We start from the raw sequence: 15,956 nt of genomic DNA on the forward strand, positions 1-15,956 counted from the left end.
CAGTACCGCCAGATCCGCGCGCTGGCCAGAACGCTGGCCAGGGTGCCGGCCAGCGCGCGACTTCGGTGTGCGGTTACTCCGTCAGGCCGGTGGCCTTATTGATGGTCCAGGCGTATTCGAAGGCGTTTTGGCGCCACTTATCGTAGCGGCCAGATACGCCACCGTGCCCGGCGGCCATTTCCGTCTTGAGCAGGAATTCGCCGCCGGTGGCCGTAGCGCGCAGCTGCGCAATCCACTTTGCCGGTTCCACGTACAGCACGCGGGTATCGTTCAGTGAGGTGATAGCCAAGATATCCGGATAGTCCTTGGCCTCGACATTCTCGTAGGGCGAGTAGGACTTCATGTAGTCGTAGTACTCAGGATCGTGGTACGGATCGCCCCACTCTTCCCACTCGGGAACGGTAAGGGGAAGCTCCGGCATGAGCATCGAGGTCAGCGGATCCACGAAGGGGACGACGGCTTGGATGGCGGTAAAGCGGTCAGGTGCCATATTCGCCACGGCGCCCATGAGCATGCCGCCGGCGGACCCGCCTTCAGCCACCATCTGGTCCGGGGTGGTCACGCGGCGCTCGATGAGGTCATCTGCCACAGCGATGAAATCGGTGAAGGTATTTTTCTTCTGCAGCATCTTGCCATCGTCGTACCACTTACGGCCCATCTCGCCGCCGCCGCGCACGTGGGCAACCGCATAAATCATGCCGCGGTCCATGAGCGATAGCCGGGTCGCGGAGAAGTACGGATCCATGCTGGCCTCGTAGGAGCCGTAGCCATACAACAGCGTCGGGTTGGGCTTGGTGCGGTCTAAGTCGGAACGGTGCACCACGGAGACTGGGATCTTGGTGCCATCGCTGGCAGTCGACCAGATGCGGTAGGCCACGTAATCATCCGGATCATAGCCACCGGGGACTTCTTGTTCCTTCAGTAGCGTGTACTCGCCGGTATCCACGCGGTAATCGAAAAGCTGCGCGGGCTGAATATAAGACACGTAGTTCACGCGCACTACCGGCGCATCCCATTCCGGGTTACCGGCCACGGCGACGGTAAAGAGTTCCTCGTTGAAATTGAGTTCTTCGAATTCCCCGAAGTCATCGCCAACGCGCATGATGGCGGCGCGGCCGATGCCACCGCGGCGGTAGCCCACCACCATGTGGTCACGGTAGGTATCCACGCCCTCGATGCGGGTGGTGTCATCGTGTGCTAGAAGCTCCGGCAGCTCGCGCAGGGCGGGAAGTTCCGCATCCACTTTGGCATAGCCCACTGCGAAGTTCGGGCCGGTGGCGTTGTGGGTGACAATCCAGTAGTCCTCGCCGCCCACTACGGCATGGTCTACGTCATAGTCCACACCGGTCTCGCGCTGCCACAGCGGGCGGAATTCGCCTTCGGGGTTCTCCGTATCCAATACCCAGGCTTCCGAGGTAATCTTCGACCCCACCCCGATGAAGAGGTACTTATCGGAGCGGGCACTGCCGATGCCCACGTTAAAGTGCTCATCTTCCTCGTGGAAGACGCGCACATCCGCGGACTGCTCGGTGCCTACCTTATGGCGCCACACCGCATCCGGGCGCCAGGCATCATCCACCGTAGAGTAGAAGATATAGCCATCGCCCGCCCAGGTAGCGCCGTAGAAAATTCCGGTGAGGTGATCTTCTAGAAGCTCTCCCGTTTCGAGGTCCTTAAGGGACAGCTCAAAGCGCTCGTCGCCGGCAAAGTCCACGGAATAGGCCAGGTAGCGGCCAGAATCTGAGATGGAGGCCGCACCAAGGGCGAAGAAATCCTTGCCCTCTGCCAAGGCATTGGCGTCCAAGATAATCTCTTCGCCCTCTGGGCTGCCTTCTTCTGGAATCACCGGCGCGGTCCAGGGATCGCTGCCTTCTTCTACCGGGATGCGGCAGGAATAGCCGTAGTTCTTCCCCTCTTCGGAGCGGCCGTAGTACCAGTACTTACCGCGGCGGGCTGGCACGGACATATCGGTTTGTTTAATGCGGGATTTAATCTCTTGGAAGATATTTTCCGTCATCGCATCCAAGTGCCCGGTATGCGCCTCGGTGTAATCATTTTCGGCGTTGAGGTAATCCAGGGTTTCCTGCGATTGCTTATCGCGCATCCACTCGTAATTATCCACGAATTCGCGGCCGTGAAATTCGCGTTTTACGGGGTGGACTGGGGCTACCGGTGCGGTCGTCTTTTCATCGCTCATGCCCTACTACTGTACGCGTCACCGCCGGTTCCCTAGCGGCGGGCAACAGCCGCAGGCAACCAGCTAACGCGGCGCAAGGAAGTCCGCGAAGCGCTCACCCGATAGCTTTTCGTAGGCCTCGATATAGCGCAGACGGGTGGCGGAAACGACGTCATCGGGAAGCGCGGGCGGGGTGGTCTCAGAGGACTTATCCCAGCCGGAGGCATCAGAAGTCAGCCAATCGCGCACGTACTGCTTATCAAAGGAGGGCTGTACCTCGCCTTCCACGTAAGAATCTGCGGGCCAGTAGCGGGAGGAATCGGGGGTGAGGACTTCATCGGCAAGCACGAGCGTGCCATCTGCATCGAGGCCGAACTCGAATTTGGTATCGGCCAAGATAATGCCCTTCTCCTCCGCCAATTGGGCGGCCTTCGCATAAATGCGCAAGGTAGCCGCGCGCAGTTCCTCGGCGCACTCGCGGCCGAGCTTGTCTGCCACGTGTTCGAAAGACACATTCTCATCGTGATCGCCCTGCTCAGCCTTGGTGGCCGGAGTGAAAATGGGTTCGGGCAGGCGGGAGGCCTCCACCAAGCCGACGGGCAGCTCGATGCCGCACACGGCGCCGTCTGCCTGGTATTCCTTTAAGCCGGAGCCGGTGAGGAAACCGCGCGCCACGCACTCGAAGGGCAGCATGTCTAGCTTCTTGACCACCATGGCGCGACCCAAGCACTCTTCCGGAATGCGCTCATCATCGAGCGGTCCGGCGAGGTGGTTGGGATAATCGATGGCATCAAAGAAGAACTTCGAGGTGGCCGTGAGAACCCGGCCCTTGTCCGGGATGGCCGGTTCCAAGGCAAAGTCGTAGGCGGAGATGCGGTCAGAGACCACCATCAGCAGGGTGGTGTCATCCACATCGTAAATATCGCGGACCTTGCCGGAGGCTACATGGGTATAAGAAGAAAGCTCAGGACGCATGGTCCTCATCATAACGCGCGGGTGTGCGCGGGCGTGCGAGGGCGTGCGAGGGCATGTAAGCCCGCGCACAACGCTAAAGAATCTCGCCCGGCGTATAGGCAGCGGCCTTGGGGTGCTCACCCACGAGGGCCTTGATGCGGTGCAGGACCTGAGAGACCTGGGATTCAGCGGCGCCGATGAAGGCGTGCTTATCCTCGAGGACCCTTTCGAGCTCGACCTCGTCCATGGGCAGGCGGTCATCTGCGGCAAGGCGCTGGACCAGGTCTTGGTTGCCACCGTTTTCGCGCATATTCAGCGCCACGGCCACGGCGTTTTCCTTGATGACCTCGTGGGCGGTCTCGCGGCCCACCCCGGCGCGCACCGCGGCCATGAGGATGCGGGTGGTGGCGAGGAAGGGCAGGTAGCGCTCCAGCTCGCGGTCAATCATGGCCGGGAAGGCACCGAATTCATCGAGCACGGTGAGGAAGGTTTCGAATTGGCCGTCGATGGCAAAGAAGGCATCGGGAAGCGCCACGCGTCGCACCACCGAGCAGGAGACATCGCCCTCGTTCCACTGGCTGCCGGCGAGGTCTGCGGCCATGGTGAGGTAGCCGCGCAGGATGACCTGCAGGCCGGTCACGCGTTCGCAGGAGCGGGCGTTCATCTTGTGCGGCATGGCGGACGAGCCGACCTGGCCTTCCTTGAAGCCCTCGGTGACGGTCTCGTTGCCGGCCATCAGGCGGATGGTGGTGGCCAGCGATGCCGGGGCGGTTCCCAGGGAGACGAGGCAGGAGATGGCATCGAAATCCAGCGAGCGCGGGTACACCTGGCCCACGGAGTTGAAGATGCGGCGAAAGCCCAGGTAATCCGCAATATTGGTCTCTAGGGAGGCGAGCTTATCTTCGGAACCGCCCATGAGATCGAGCATGTCCTGCGAGGTACCCATGGGGCCCTTGATGCCGCGCAGCGGGTAGTGCGAAAGCAGGTCTTCCACGCGTTCGATGGCCAGCAGCATTTCATCGCCGGCGGTGGCAAAGCGCTTGCCCAGCGTGGTGGCCTGTGCGGCCACGTTGTGTGAGCGCCCAGCCATGACTAGGGATTGGTACTCGGCGGCGTGACGGCCGATGCGCGAGACCACGGCGATGGCCTTATCCCGGATAATTTCCAGCGAGGTGTGGATCTGCAACTGCTCCACGTTCTCGGTGAGATCGCGGCTGGTCATGCCCTTGTGGATGTGCTCGTAGCCGGCCAGCGCATTGAATTCTTCGATGCGGGCCTTCACATCGTGGCGGGTGACGCGCTCGCGCTCAGCAATGGATTCGAGGTTTACGTCCTCGATAACGGCCTCATACGCGCTAATGGCCTTGGCGGGGATGTCCACGCCCAGGTTCTTCTGGGCGTGCATCACGGCGATCCATAGCTTGCGCTCGAGGATGATTTTATGCTCCGCGCTCCAAATATTGGCAAGCTCCGCAGAAGCATAACGGGAGGACAGGACGTTGGGGATATTCTTCTTCTCAGCCACGTGGCTTATTATTCCATGCCTGCCCTCCCCCGTGGCTACTTGCTAGATAGAAATTTCCCCGGCTGCTGCGCGCTTGCCGATGTCCCTCCGGACAAACCCGCCCGCAAACTCAATGCCCTGGGCGGTGGCGTAGGCATTCTCGCGCGCGGCGTCTAGCGTTTCGCCCTTGCCCAGCACGTTGAGCACGCGGCCACCATTGCTCTGGAATACTCCATTGGAGCGTTTCGTTCCGGCGTGCAGCACGCGCTCTGAATCCTCGAGGCCTTCGCCCGTGATGGCATCGCCCTTGCGGGGCGAGGCGGGGTATCCCTCGGCCGCCATGACCACGGTGATGGCATAGCCATCTTCCCACTGAAGGGGCTCGAGTTCTGCCAGCGTGCCTGTGGCGGTGGCGTTGAGTGCTTGTGCCAGCGGGGACTTTAGGAGTGAGAGCACCGCTTGGGTTTCTGGGTCACCAAAGCGGCAGTTAAATTCCACCACCGCTGGGCCTTCTTCGCCCCAGGCCAGTCCGGCATAGAGCAGGCCGGAATACGGGGTGCCGCGGCGCACCATTTCCTTGGCAACCGGGGTGCATACCTCGTCCACGATGCACTGCACGTCGTCCTTGCCAAGCCACGGCAGCGGTGTGTACGCGCCCATGCCGCCGGTATTGGGGCCCTCGTCATTGTCGTAGGCGCGCTTGTGATCCTGGGCGGGCAAAAGCGGCACGACGGTCTCGCCATCGACAAGGCAGAATAGCGATACCTCGGGCCCGTCCAGGAAAGTTTCCAGCAGCACGGGGTTGCCGGCGCCTAAGACCGCATCCACGTGGGCGCGGGCAGCGGCGCGCTCGCCGGTGACCACGACGCCCTTGCCGCCTGCCAGGCCATCGTCCTTAACCACGAACTGCGGGCCAAAATTATCCAGCGCGGCCTCAATATCGGTATCGCTAGCGCCTGGGCGCAGCTGCTCCGCGCGGGCCGTCTTGACCCCAGCGGCTTCCATGACTTCCTTGGCAAAGGCCTTGGAGCCTTCAATTTGGGCCGCGTCCTTATTCGGCCCGAACACGGCGATGCCTGCTGCGCGCAGTGCATCCGCCACGCCGGCGACCAGCGGCACCTCGGGGCCGATGACCACGAGCTCGGCGGCGATCTCACGGGCCAGTTCCACCATGCGTTCTGGATCATCTACCTGGGAGTATTCCGGGTGCAGGGTAGCCAGCGGTTCCATGGCCGCGCTGCCGGGCGCGACGTGGATCTCCGCAGCCTGTGGATCAGCGTGCAGTCCTTTTACGAGGGCGTGTTCACGGCCGCCCGAACCAATTACGAGAATGCGCATGCCCACCATCATAGCTGGGGGTAGCCTGGCAGCTATGGCTTCTGTATTTAGCAAAATCATCACTGGTGACCTACCCGCCCGCTTTGTCTACCGCGATAAGAGCTGCGTGGCATTTTTATCCATCGAGCCACTGCGCTACGGCCACACTTTGGTCGTTCCCGTCGAGGAAGTAGATAAGTGGACCGACCTGGATCCCCAGACCTGGACGCACCTGAACGAGGTGGCCCTAGAAATCGGTGAGGCCATCAAGAACGCGTACGATACCCCGCGCACCGGCTACGTCATCGCCGGCTTCGATGTGCCGCACACCCACATCCACCTCTTCCCCACCGAGAAGATGGAAGAGTACGACTTTGCCAAGGCTTATGCCGCCGAGGACACCGATGATGCCGCCATGGATGAGGCGGCGGCGCGCATCCGCCAGCACTTGGGCACCAACGAGGACGGCTACCGCGAGGATTAATCCTCCGGTTCCTCCAGCGCGGGCAGGCGCACCGTAAAGGTGGTGCCGTGGCCGAGCGTGGAATCCACGCTGATGCTGCCGCCGTGCTGTTCCACCAAGGAATGCACGATGGCAAGACCCAAGCCGGATCCGCCGGTATCGCGCGTGCGCGAGGAATCCGCGCGGTAGAAGCGCTCGAAGATGTGGGCGGCATCCTCAGAGGACATTCCCTTGCCGTCATCGATGACATCCACGAGGATGTCCTTGTTGTCGCGGCGCAACTGTAGGGTGACCGTGGCATCCTCGCCGCCGTGACGCAGGCCATTGGAAATAAGGTTGAGCAGCACCTGGTGGAGGCGGTCTGCATCGCCATTGACCACGGGAATGGACTGCGCCTTATTGACCACCTTGACCTCGCGCTCGGGGAAGGCTGCGCGCGCAGACGAACCCACAGAGAGGGAAAGCTCCAAAAGGTCCACCGGCCGCAGATCCAAGCGCGTTCCTTCCGCGCGGGTCAGCGCCAGCAGGTCTTCTACCAGCAGCGACATGCGTTTCGATTCCTTATCGATCTTGGAAAAGACCAGATCCACATCGTTTGTCGCCCCAGAGCGGTAGAGCTCCGTGTAGCCGCGCAGGCTGGTCAGCGGGGTGCGCAGCTCGTGGGAGGCATCGCCGACAAAGCGGCGCATCTGTTCCTCTTTTTCCTGCGCGGTAACCACCGAGCGCTGCAGGTGGCCCAGCATAATGTTAAGCGCGGCAGCCAATTGGCCGACCTCCGTGTGCAGCGGCCACTCGGGCACGCGCTTATCCAGGTCACCGGCCGCGATTTCCGATGCCGTCGATTCCACCACCCGCAGCGGCCGCAACGCCCTGCGGATAAACCAGAAGCCGACGCCGGCCATGGCCGCCAAGGCGATCGCCGCAATGGATACCTGCACCATCGCTAGGCCGTGCAGGATCTCCTTTTCATGGGTCATGTCCTTGGCAATGACGGTGATAATGCCATTTGAATCCGCAAAGGCCAGCGCGCGCCACTTGGTGTTATTTTCAATCGAGCCCACCGTCGTGGGGAACCCGCCCAAGGGAACGCCCTCTACATCCGGGGTCGTAGACGTGGGCCCCGAATAGCGAATCGTGCCATCCGGAAGGTAATTGAGCACCACGTATTCCGTGGGCGGGCGCTTGGTGTGATCACCTAAAAAGAAGTCATTGCCCACATCGCGGGCCCAGGAAGACGACGCAGAGCGCAGTTCGCTGTCGACGTTGTTATAGAGCACGTTGCGCATGATCGAGTTCACGGCAAAGGACGAACCCGTCAACCCGAGGCCGGAGATAACCACGAGGAGAACCACCAGCCAGGTGCGCAGGGGCATCGCCTGCGGAATCTGCTTGATGTAGTCGCGCTTGGAGCGCTTCTTTTTCTTTCCCTGCCCCTGCTGCGGTAACTGATCCAGCTGCTCATGCCACTTCTTGGGCGGCTGCTGCGACTGCGCGGGCCTGCCCGAAGCGGGGTTCTCCTGTGAATCTGCCATTACGAAACGTCAGTTTAGGACCGCGGGGTGCGCAGCACATAGCCAACACCGCGCACGGTGTGAATAAGCTGCGTATCGCCGGTATCGATCTTGCGGCGCAGGTAAGAAATATAGGATTCCACGACGTTTCCATCGCCGCCGAAGTCGTAGTGCCAGACGTTATCCAGGATCTTGGACTTAGAGAGCACCACTTCCTTGTTTTGCATGAGGTAGCGCAGGAGGTTGAACTCCGTGGGAGACAGCTCGATGAGCTCACCGCCCTTGGTGACCTCGTGGGTATCGTCATTCAAGGTCAGATCGGCATAGCTCATGGTGGCGTCATTAGAAGACTCCTCGGCGGCACCGCCGCGGCGCATGATCACGCGCAGGCGGGTAATGACCTCTTCGAGGCTAAAGGGCTTGGTGACGTAATCGTCTGCACCGATGGTCAGGCCGTGGATGCGCTGATCCACGCCGTCCTTGGCGGTCAGGTACAGCACTGGGCCGTCTAGGCCTTCCTGGCGCAGCTTGCCCAAGAGCTCGAAGCCGTCCATGCCCGGCATCATGACGTCCAAAATATAGGCATCCGGGTTTACCTCGCGCGCCACGCGCAGCGCCTCGTTACCTGAGTTAGCGCTGTAGACCTCAAAATTTTGGAACTTCAACGATACCGTCAGTAGTTCCACGATATTCGGCTCGTCATCAACGACGAGGACTTTGGCAAGTTTATTGTCTTCCATGCGTCCTGTAGCTCCTATTACTTCCTGTTATCTGCACACCTGCGTGCGTGCAAGCTTCAGTAAGCCATCATGGCAAACCCAGTTTCTAGCCTACTGATAAGTTTCTGGATGAAACCTGTGAAAGCAAAAAGCCACGCTCCCCCTCCCCACCCGGAACGAGATCCGGGGTAGGAAAAGAAAGCGTGGCTAGCAAGCCATAAGTAAGTTACGGCTTAAAAGTCCTGCGGGCGCGGGATATTGCGCAGGTTGGACTTGGCCATGGACAGCATGGAGCCCACGCCGCCGCCGAAGACGGTGCGGGTAGCTGCCTTGGAGAAGCCCAGGAGCTGATCGAAGGTCAGCGTCGGTGGCAGGGAAAGGGCGTTGGGGTCAGTGACGACATCGATAAGCGCAGGGCCGTTATAAGCCAAGGCCTTCTTGATCTGCTTAGGAGCCTGCTTCGGATCCTCGATGCGGAAGGTCTTGATGCCAGCGGCTTCTGCGATCTTGGAAAAGTCCACGGACTCGTGGTCGGTCTCGTGCTCCGGGATGCCGCCCACCAGCATCTCCAGCTTGACCATGCCCAGCGAGGAGTTATTGAACACGAACATCTTGACCGGCAGCTGGTGCAGCTTAACCGTCAGCAGCTCGCCCATGAGCATGGACAATCCGCCGTCGCCAGAGAAGGTGATGACCTGGCGGCCCGGGTTGGCCTGCTGCGCGCCGATGGCCTGCGGCAGGGCGTTTGCCATGGTGCCGTGGCGGAAGGAGCCGATCTGCTCGCGCTTGCCATTCGGGGTGATGTAGCGCGCGCCCCAGACGTTGCACATGCCGGTATCGACGGTGAAGATGGCGTCATCGTCGGCCTCTTGGTCAATGAGGTCCGCGATGTACTCAGGGTGGATCGGGGTGTGCTTTTCCACGTTGGAGGTATATGCCTCGACGACGTGCTCCAGCTTGTCGTAGTGCTTCTTGAGCATCTTGTCCAAGAAGGAGCGGTCCTTCTTCTCCTCCACGTGCGGCAAGATGTTGTCGATGGTGGCGGCAACGTCACCGGTCACGGGGTAGGAGATCTTGGTGCGGCGGCCGATGTGGGAACCGTTGATATCCACCTGCGCCACGTTGCCCTTAGGCAAGAAGTCGTTATATGGGAAGTCCGTGCCAAGGAGGATCAGCAGGTCCGCCTCGTGGGTGGCCTCGTGCGCGGCGCCGTAACCCAGTAGGCCGGACATGCCCACGTCAAACGGGTTATCGTACTGGATGTACATCTTGCCGCCGAGCGCGTGGCCAATGGGTGCCTTAACCTTTTCCGCCAGCTGCAGCACCTGCTCACGGGCATTTTTCGCACCGGCGCCCACGAAGAAAGCGACGGACTCGGCCTCATTGATGGCCTGGGTCAGCGCTGCGGCCTCAGCCGGGTCCGGGTAGACCACGGGGCGGCCGGTGGAGATCTTGGATTCTACGAAGGTGTCATCGTCCACCTCTTCGGTAGAAACGTCGCCAGGGATAACCAGCACGGACACGCCATTGCCGGCCATGGTGGACTGGATGGCGTGGTGGAGTACTACCCCGCCCTGGTCACCGGACATGACCATTTCGCAGTAGCCAGAGCACTCCTGGAAGATCTGCTCCGGGTGGGTTTCCTGGAAGAAGTGGGAGCCAATCTGGCGGGAAGGAATGTGCGATGCCAGGGCCAGCACCTTGGCGCCATTGCGGTTGGCGTCATAAAGGCCCTGGATGAGGTGAGTATTGCCCGGACCACAGGAGGCCGCACACACGGCCAGCTTGCCGGTGGTCAGCGAGTCTGCCTCTGCGGCAAAGGCCGCGGCTTCCTCATTGCGCACGTGGATCCATTCAATGGAGGAGCGGCGCACCGCGTCCACGATCGGGTTGAGGGAGTCTCCCACGAGGCCATAAATGTGCTCGACGCCCTGCTTTTCTAGCGTCTCAACAAGTTGTTCTGCGTAATTGCGTGCCATTTAAACATCATCCTTAACTCTTTAACTGTTCTAGTACCACTGTGCTACTAAACATGCAGGAAAGTCCAGCAATTCCTACATACTCACACCACCGGCCTATCTGTGAGGAAGGCAATACTAACCTGAAATATCACACACTGATTCGCTACGGTTTCTAGCGATGAGCATCGAGTCACCTGATACCGCCACGAAGCCCCCGCACCGCGCGGCAGCGGCGCCCTCCACCCCGGCGCAGCGGTGGTCCTTCTTTGCCGTGGTGTCCTTGGGGCTGCTCATGGTGGGCCTGGATAATTCCATCCTTTATACGGCACTGCCGCAGCTAACGCAGCAGCTGTATGCCACAGACATGCAGCAATTGTGGATCATCAACGCCTATACGCTGGTCTTATCGGGTTTGCTCCTAGGCACCGGCACGTTGGGGGATCGCGTTGGCCACCGCCTGATGTTCCTTATTGGCCTGGCCACCTTTGGCACAGCCTCCCTCCTTGCGGCTTATTCACCCAATGCCTGGCTGCTCATCGCCGGCCGCGCCCTATTGGGCCTAGGCGCTGCCATCATGCTGCCTTCCACCCTGGCGCTTATCCGCCTGACCTTCCCCAACGAAGTAGAGCGCAATAAAGCCATTGGCATCTGGAGTTCCGTCGCCGTCGTGGGCGCTGCCGCCGGGCCCACCGTGGGCGGATTCCTCTTAGAGCATTTCTGGTGGGGCTCGGTCTTTTTGATCAACGTGCCCATCGTGGCCCTCGCCATTATCCTTACCTTCCTCCTTGGCCCGCCCAACCTGCCGAATCCGCATAAGCACTGGGATTTCCTGTCCTCGTTCTATGCGCTTATTACCCTGTCCAGCCTGGTCCTGGCCATTAAAACTGCGGCGGCCACCAAAATCAATGTCATGCTGCTGGTCTGCTCCATTGCCGCTTTCTTGCTCGGCGCCGCAGCCTTTGCACACCGGCAAAGCCGACTTAGTGATCCGCTTTTAACCTTTGACATCTTCCACTCACCCACCTTTACCGGCGGCGTGCTCACCGCCGGCGGCGCCATGTTTGGCCTTACGGGCCTTGAGCTTTTAACCACCCAAAAGCTGCAGCTTGTCGATGCCCTCTCACCCCTCGACGCCGGCCTTTTCATCTCCGCCATGGCGCTTGCGGCCATCCCCACCGCCATTGCGGGCGGCAGCGCCTTGCACCGCGTGGGCTTTTTGCCCATCATCAGCGGCGGTTTCCTCAGCATGTCCGTTGGCATGCTGAGCATCATCTGGGCCGACCGCGCCGATAACCTCGCGATATTTATTACCGGCCTCATCCTCACCGGCTTGGGCGCCGGCTCGTCGATGTCCGTTTCTTCTACCGCCATCATTAATGCCGCCCCCTCCCACCGGGCGGGCATGGCCTCTGGTGTGGAAGCCGTGTCCTACGAGTTCGGCACGCTGCTCTCCATCGCCATTACCGGCTCCCTCATGCCGCTACTGATGACGCACAAGCTTCCCGATGCCCTCGCCCCGCAAGGCACCGACGCCCTCCTATCGCCCGCCACGCACGATACCGCCGCGGCGGCGTATGATTCCGCGTATTTCCTCACCGTCGGCGGGCTTGCCTGCCTGGCCCTAGTCTTCGCAGCACTGACCGCCTGGTGCTTCCGCGACAACCCGAAGTCCGGGGCGCTGTCAGCGCACTAATATTGCTTCGCTAGCCGTTCTATCCGCCCCCAACACGCTACGACTGGGTGCCTTCCGCTAGGTCCCGCTGGAAAAACACGGCACTGACTCTCCCGGTATGCTGCACGCAACTTAGGAATCCCGCTAGTAGGAACCAATGATTCATAGCTCACACTCGACTACGCAATAACCCAAAATTAGAGAGGCCGGTCATCCCATAAGGAGCAGTAGCCGCAGACTTACCATCGGTGCCTAAAATACGAAGAAATGTCGAATTCGAAGGCACTCCTCAAGTCGTTTCAGCTACACGTCATACGGTGACAAATTTACGCCTACATTAAAATCCATTGGAGCACGCGGTAAGCCATGTGCATGAGATAAATTCCGGAAGCAACCCACTTTGCATTATTACCGTTGTCACACTATAGTTAGAGACACCGAGGCCTTTCTACCGAATAGTCACCGTATGGTGTGCGTGCGTCAGCTAGGTAGCTAGGCCGCTTTTCATTTTTTCATTCTCCAAGGCTGAACGTATTTATCTTCAGCTATAGCGTTTCTAACTTCCTTAGTCGTAAAGTCCCAATTTGTGCCCCCCGACTTTTCTCCGAGTTTTCGGCTCGACTAAGCTAAAAAGCTCATTTTTCCCACAGTCAAGTGCTGAACGGCATGCCCCCGCTACCAGATCTGCGACCTGAATACCAACGTTTTCCTTTGAATCAACAAATCGAATCTGATTAGCAGTATTCTCGTATTTCCGATTGCACATACGAAGAAAATAATCTTCATCAGACCGTTCCGTGGAAAAACCTTTAGTATCTTTCCCGTCGATGAAAATCTTTGCATCCGATATCGTACCGTCATGCTCGGAGAGCAACATTCTAATTAGATATGACTTGAGAGCTGCAGGATTCTGACGTAAATGTTTTTTATATATAAAACGCTTATCCGCACTAATTATCCGAATACGACAATCACTTTCCCCAACCACTCTCAAGAGGGCCCCCCTAGCTTCATCAGAGGACTTGTTGAATTTAATTTCACCTTGATAGTTATGGGCTTTTTTCTTTTCAGCTATACCGTTAGACAACCTTTCTAATGAGGCTGGAACATCAAAAATAATGGCTGCAAATACCAAATGAATAGACGACCCTAGGCCAAACTTAAATCCACCACAACCCGAATCATCAATATAGATATTCATTGAACAACTACCCGAAAATTTAAAATCTGTCAGATATCAAACCTTAACAAGAAAACTCCCTCAGTTTGACCATCCTGTTAACGAGGTTGAGCTGGAGACGAGACTTGAACTCGCAACCTACGCATTACAAGTGCGTTGCGCTACCAATTGCGCCACTCCAGCACCGCGGAATTTCTTCCGCTCGTTGCATGGTACCCGAGGACCTCGCCCAAGTGGAAAGCCGGTCCCCCTTGTATGCATTTGCGCCCCACAAGGGTTAAAGTTCAGGCTGAAATTATTACTAGTGTCCCACCGCTTTTTCGAGGGTTATTTTCGTGTCACTACTGTCCGCTATGCGGGAGCACCTGCGCGTATCCGCAGGCCAAGTCGCCATCATTGACGCGGCCAAAGCCGCACCCCCACCATCGCCACTCGCCCCGGTCGATCTGACCGATTCCGCCCAAGTTACGGGCGTGATGGAGATTGCCGCGCGCATCGGCGAGCTGCTCATTAGCGCAGGATCCGCCAACTCGGATGCCCGCGCGCAGGTCCACCTGGCGGCGTCGTCATACGGCCTGCACTACTGCCACGTGGATATTTTGATGAATACCATCACCATCCACACCGCGATCGGCACGGGCGATAAGCGCCAGAACCTCCACGTCTTTCGCGTGGTGCCGGATGTGGGCGTGAACTTTTCCAAGCTTTCGGAAGTAGACCGGCTCATCCGCGATATCCACTCCGGTAAGGTCCCGCCCGCTATGGCGGAAAAGCGCCTGGATGACATCGACCGCATGCCGGCGCCATATAAGCCGTCCACGGTGATGCTCGGCTGGGGCGGCATGGGTGGCCTGATTTCCATGATGCTCGGCGGCGACCTCCTCGTGGGTCTCATTGCCTTCGTGGTCTCCGCGCTGATTATGGGGCTTAATGACTGGTTGGCCAATTACCGCCTGCCGCCCTTTTATCAAAACGTCGTCGGCGGCTTCTTGGCCGTCTTCCCGGCCGCGATTTTGTATAACGTTGCCGCCGCCTTCGGCATTAATATGTCGCCGGCGCAGATTATTGCGTCCGGAATCATCGTGCTGGTGGCGGGGCTGACGCTGGTGCAATCGCTTGTCGATGGCATCACCCGCTCCCCCGTCACCTCTTCCGCGCGCTTTTTCTCTGCGCTGTTATCGACGGGCGCGATCATCGCCGGTGTGGGTGTGGGCATCCAGCTGGCCTCTGCCATGGGCTTTGACCTGCCCCCAATGGGCACCTTGGCGCCGCCGGTTTATCACAAGATTCCCCTTCTGGTGCTGCTCGGCGGCACGGGTTCGGCCGCATTCGCGCTGGCTTGCGGGGCTAACTGGATAGAAATTACCCTCTCGGGGCTTACGGCGGCCGCCGGAATGGTCTTCTACTACTTCGTGGTCGTGCCCTTCGGCGTTGGCCCGGTGATTGCCTCGGGCTTATCCGCCATCGTGGTGGGCCTGGCCGGCGGTTTGATGTCGCGCCGGTGGGGCATCCCGCCGCTCATTACGATGATCGTGGGCTATACGCCCATGCTGCCGGGCCTCATGCTGTACCGCGGCATGTATGCCTCCATCAACGAGCAGATGATTACCGGCTTTACCAACCTTGCCACCGCGCTGGCCATCTCCGGCGCGCTGGCAGCCGGCGTCGTCTTTGGCGAGCGCGTCGCCCGCCGCTTGCGCCGCCCGAAGTACTTCCGCCCGTACTCCGCTTTCAAGCGCATCGGCCGGTTCTCCTTCCACAAGGCAACGAACCTGGCGCGCAAGGCCCCGCGCATCCCGCGCGTGCCGATGTCCCCCTTTGCCCCACGTGTCAACCGCCCCGAATTGCCGCCCACGCTAGGACCAAAGCCACCGCAGCAGGCGCCCACGCAGCAGCACGCGCCGGGGACCACTCCCGCGAAGGATTTGTGGCCGGCGGGTTCCCAGTGGCCGGCCCAGCCGCAGGATGCCGAGCGCACCACCTATACGGTGCCCGGGCAGAAATCGCCCACGCCGGAGGAATCCGGATCCGCCAAGCCCGGCGGGGAGGAACCCGAGGAGCCCTAAACGCCGCCGGTAGCGTACAATATTTAGCCTGATAGCTTTCCCAACATTCAGGAGGACTCGCCGTGCCACCCAAGGTCCAAGACACGCACCCACAGGCAGAACAAGATATTGCCCTGGCAGAGGAAACCGCCCGCGCCGCCCGCCGCGTGGTGGCCACCTACTCCCAAGACTTTTTGGACGGCGTGACCTTGATGTCCATGCTGGGTGTCGAGCCCAAGGGCCTGGTGCACAAGAAGGTATTGGCTGAACAGGCCGATGCCGCGCCGAAGAAATCCACGAAGAAGTCCACCAAGAAGTCGACCTCCAAGGCATCGAAGAAGTCCACTAAGAAGTCGACCAAGAAGACCACCAAGGCGGCCAAAAAGTCCACCAAGAAGTCGACGAAGAAAGCAACAAAGAAGTCGACCAAGAAGTCTTAAGCTAGTCTTGGACT

General features: G+C 59.7%; 12 protein-coding genes and 1 tRNA gene. 4 read left to right on the forward strand and 9 right to left on the reverse strand.

What is annotated here, in order from left to right; translation table 11 throughout:
• Nucleotides 1-73 precede the first annotated feature (73 nt).
• From ABRP64_RS01905 to purD, 4 genes are all read right to left on the reverse strand, one after another.
• Nucleotides 74-2,197, reverse strand: coding sequence for a S9 family peptidase (locus tag ABRP64_RS01905; RefSeq protein WP_349865203.1), 2,124 nt, complete (start codon nucleotides 2,195-2,197; stop codon nucleotides 74-76).
• Nucleotides 2,198-2,260: 63 nt separating this feature from the next.
• Nucleotides 2,261-3,151 (reverse strand): phosphoribosylaminoimidazolesuccinocarboxamide synthase, encoded by an 891-nt coding sequence (locus tag ABRP64_RS01910; RefSeq protein WP_349865205.1) that lies wholly within the window; start codon nucleotides 3,149-3,151, stop codon nucleotides 2,261-2,263.
• Nucleotides 3,152-3,224: 73 nt separating this feature from the next.
• Complete coding sequence (gene purB / locus ABRP64_RS01915; protein WP_284770393.1) at nucleotides 3,225-4,664, reverse strand: adenylosuccinate lyase; 1,440 nt, start codon at nucleotides 4,662-4,664, stop codon at nucleotides 3,225-3,227.
• A gap of 33 nt (nucleotides 4,665-4,697) precedes the next feature.
• The gene (purD, locus tag ABRP64_RS01920) at nucleotides 4,698-5,972 is read right to left on the reverse strand and encodes a phosphoribosylamine--glycine ligase (RefSeq protein WP_349865207.1); all 1,275 of its coding nucleotides are present in this window, start codon (nucleotides 5,970-5,972) and stop codon (nucleotides 4,698-4,700) included.
• Nucleotides 5,973-6,006: 34 nt separating this feature from the next.
• Here purD and ABRP64_RS01925 point away from each other — a divergent pair, with 34 nt between their 5' ends.
• Nucleotides 6,007-6,435 carry an HIT family protein gene (locus ABRP64_RS01925; RefSeq protein WP_284770355.1) on the forward strand — a complete coding sequence of 143 codons (429 nt, stop codon included), beginning with the start codon at nucleotides 6,007-6,009 and terminating at the stop codon, nucleotides 6,433-6,435.
• On the opposite strand, the gene ABRP64_RS01930 is transcribed toward ABRP64_RS01925, so the two are convergent.
• The 3 genes from ABRP64_RS01930 to ABRP64_RS01940 all read right to left on the reverse strand — a co-directional run bounded on the left by ABRP64_RS01930 (nucleotide 6,432) and on the right by ABRP64_RS01940 (nucleotide 10,623).
• Nucleotides 6,432-7,946, reverse strand: a complete 1,515-nt coding sequence (locus ABRP64_RS01930; RefSeq protein ID WP_349838477.1) for a sensor histidine kinase — start codon at nucleotides 7,944-7,946, stop codon at nucleotides 6,432-6,434. The two genes, ABRP64_RS01925 and ABRP64_RS01930, sit on opposite strands and share 4 nt — an antisense overlap.
• Before the next feature lie 14 nt (nucleotides 7,947-7,960).
• Nucleotides 7,961-8,665 carry a response regulator transcription factor gene (locus ABRP64_RS01935; protein ID WP_005279568.1) on the reverse strand — a complete coding sequence of 235 codons (705 nt, stop codon included), beginning with the start codon at nucleotides 8,663-8,665 and terminating at the stop codon, nucleotides 7,961-7,963.
• A gap of 212 nt (nucleotides 8,666-8,877) precedes the next feature.
• A complete protein-coding gene (locus tag ABRP64_RS01940) occupies nucleotides 8,878-10,623 on the reverse strand; it encodes a pyruvate dehydrogenase (RefSeq protein ID WP_284850201.1) in 1,746 nt (581 codons plus the stop codon).
• A 160-nt stretch (nucleotides 10,624-10,783) separates the two neighbouring features.
• Here ABRP64_RS01940 and ABRP64_RS01945 point away from each other — a divergent pair, with 160 nt between their 5' ends.
• Complete coding sequence (locus ABRP64_RS01945) at nucleotides 10,784-12,298, forward strand: MFS transporter (protein WP_284785182.1); 1,515 nt, start codon at nucleotides 10,784-10,786, stop codon at nucleotides 12,296-12,298.
• 544 nt (nucleotides 12,299-12,842) lie between these two features.
• On the opposite strand, the gene ABRP64_RS01950 is transcribed toward ABRP64_RS01945, so the two are convergent.
• Nucleotides 12,843-13,478, reverse strand: coding sequence for a DUF3800 domain-containing protein (locus ABRP64_RS01950; RefSeq protein ID WP_349865209.1), 636 nt, complete (start codon nucleotides 13,476-13,478; stop codon nucleotides 12,843-12,845).
• An 89-nt stretch (nucleotides 13,479-13,567) separates the two neighbouring features.
• Nucleotides 13,568-13,640: transfer RNA gene (locus ABRP64_RS01955), tRNA-Thr, on the reverse strand.
• Nucleotides 13,641-13,792: 152 nt separating this feature from the next.
• Between ABRP64_RS01955 and thrE the strand changes: the two genes are divergently transcribed.
• Nucleotides 13,793-15,523, forward strand: coding sequence for a threonine/serine exporter ThrE (gene thrE, locus ABRP64_RS01960; protein WP_284782676.1), 1,731 nt, complete (start codon nucleotides 13,793-13,795; stop codon nucleotides 15,521-15,523).
• A 62-nt stretch (nucleotides 15,524-15,585) separates the two neighbouring features.
• Nucleotides 15,586-15,942, forward strand: coding sequence for a hypothetical protein (locus tag ABRP64_RS01965; RefSeq protein ID WP_284770350.1), 357 nt, complete (start codon nucleotides 15,586-15,588; stop codon nucleotides 15,940-15,942).
• Nucleotides 15,943-15,956: the final 14 nt, after the last annotated feature.

The sequence above is a fragment of the Corynebacterium sp. KPL4015 genome (assembly GCF_040225725.1).
In the GTDB taxonomy this organism is placed as follows: domain Bacteria; phylum Actinomycetota; class Actinomycetes; order Mycobacteriales; family Mycobacteriaceae; genus Corynebacterium; species Corynebacterium rhinophilum.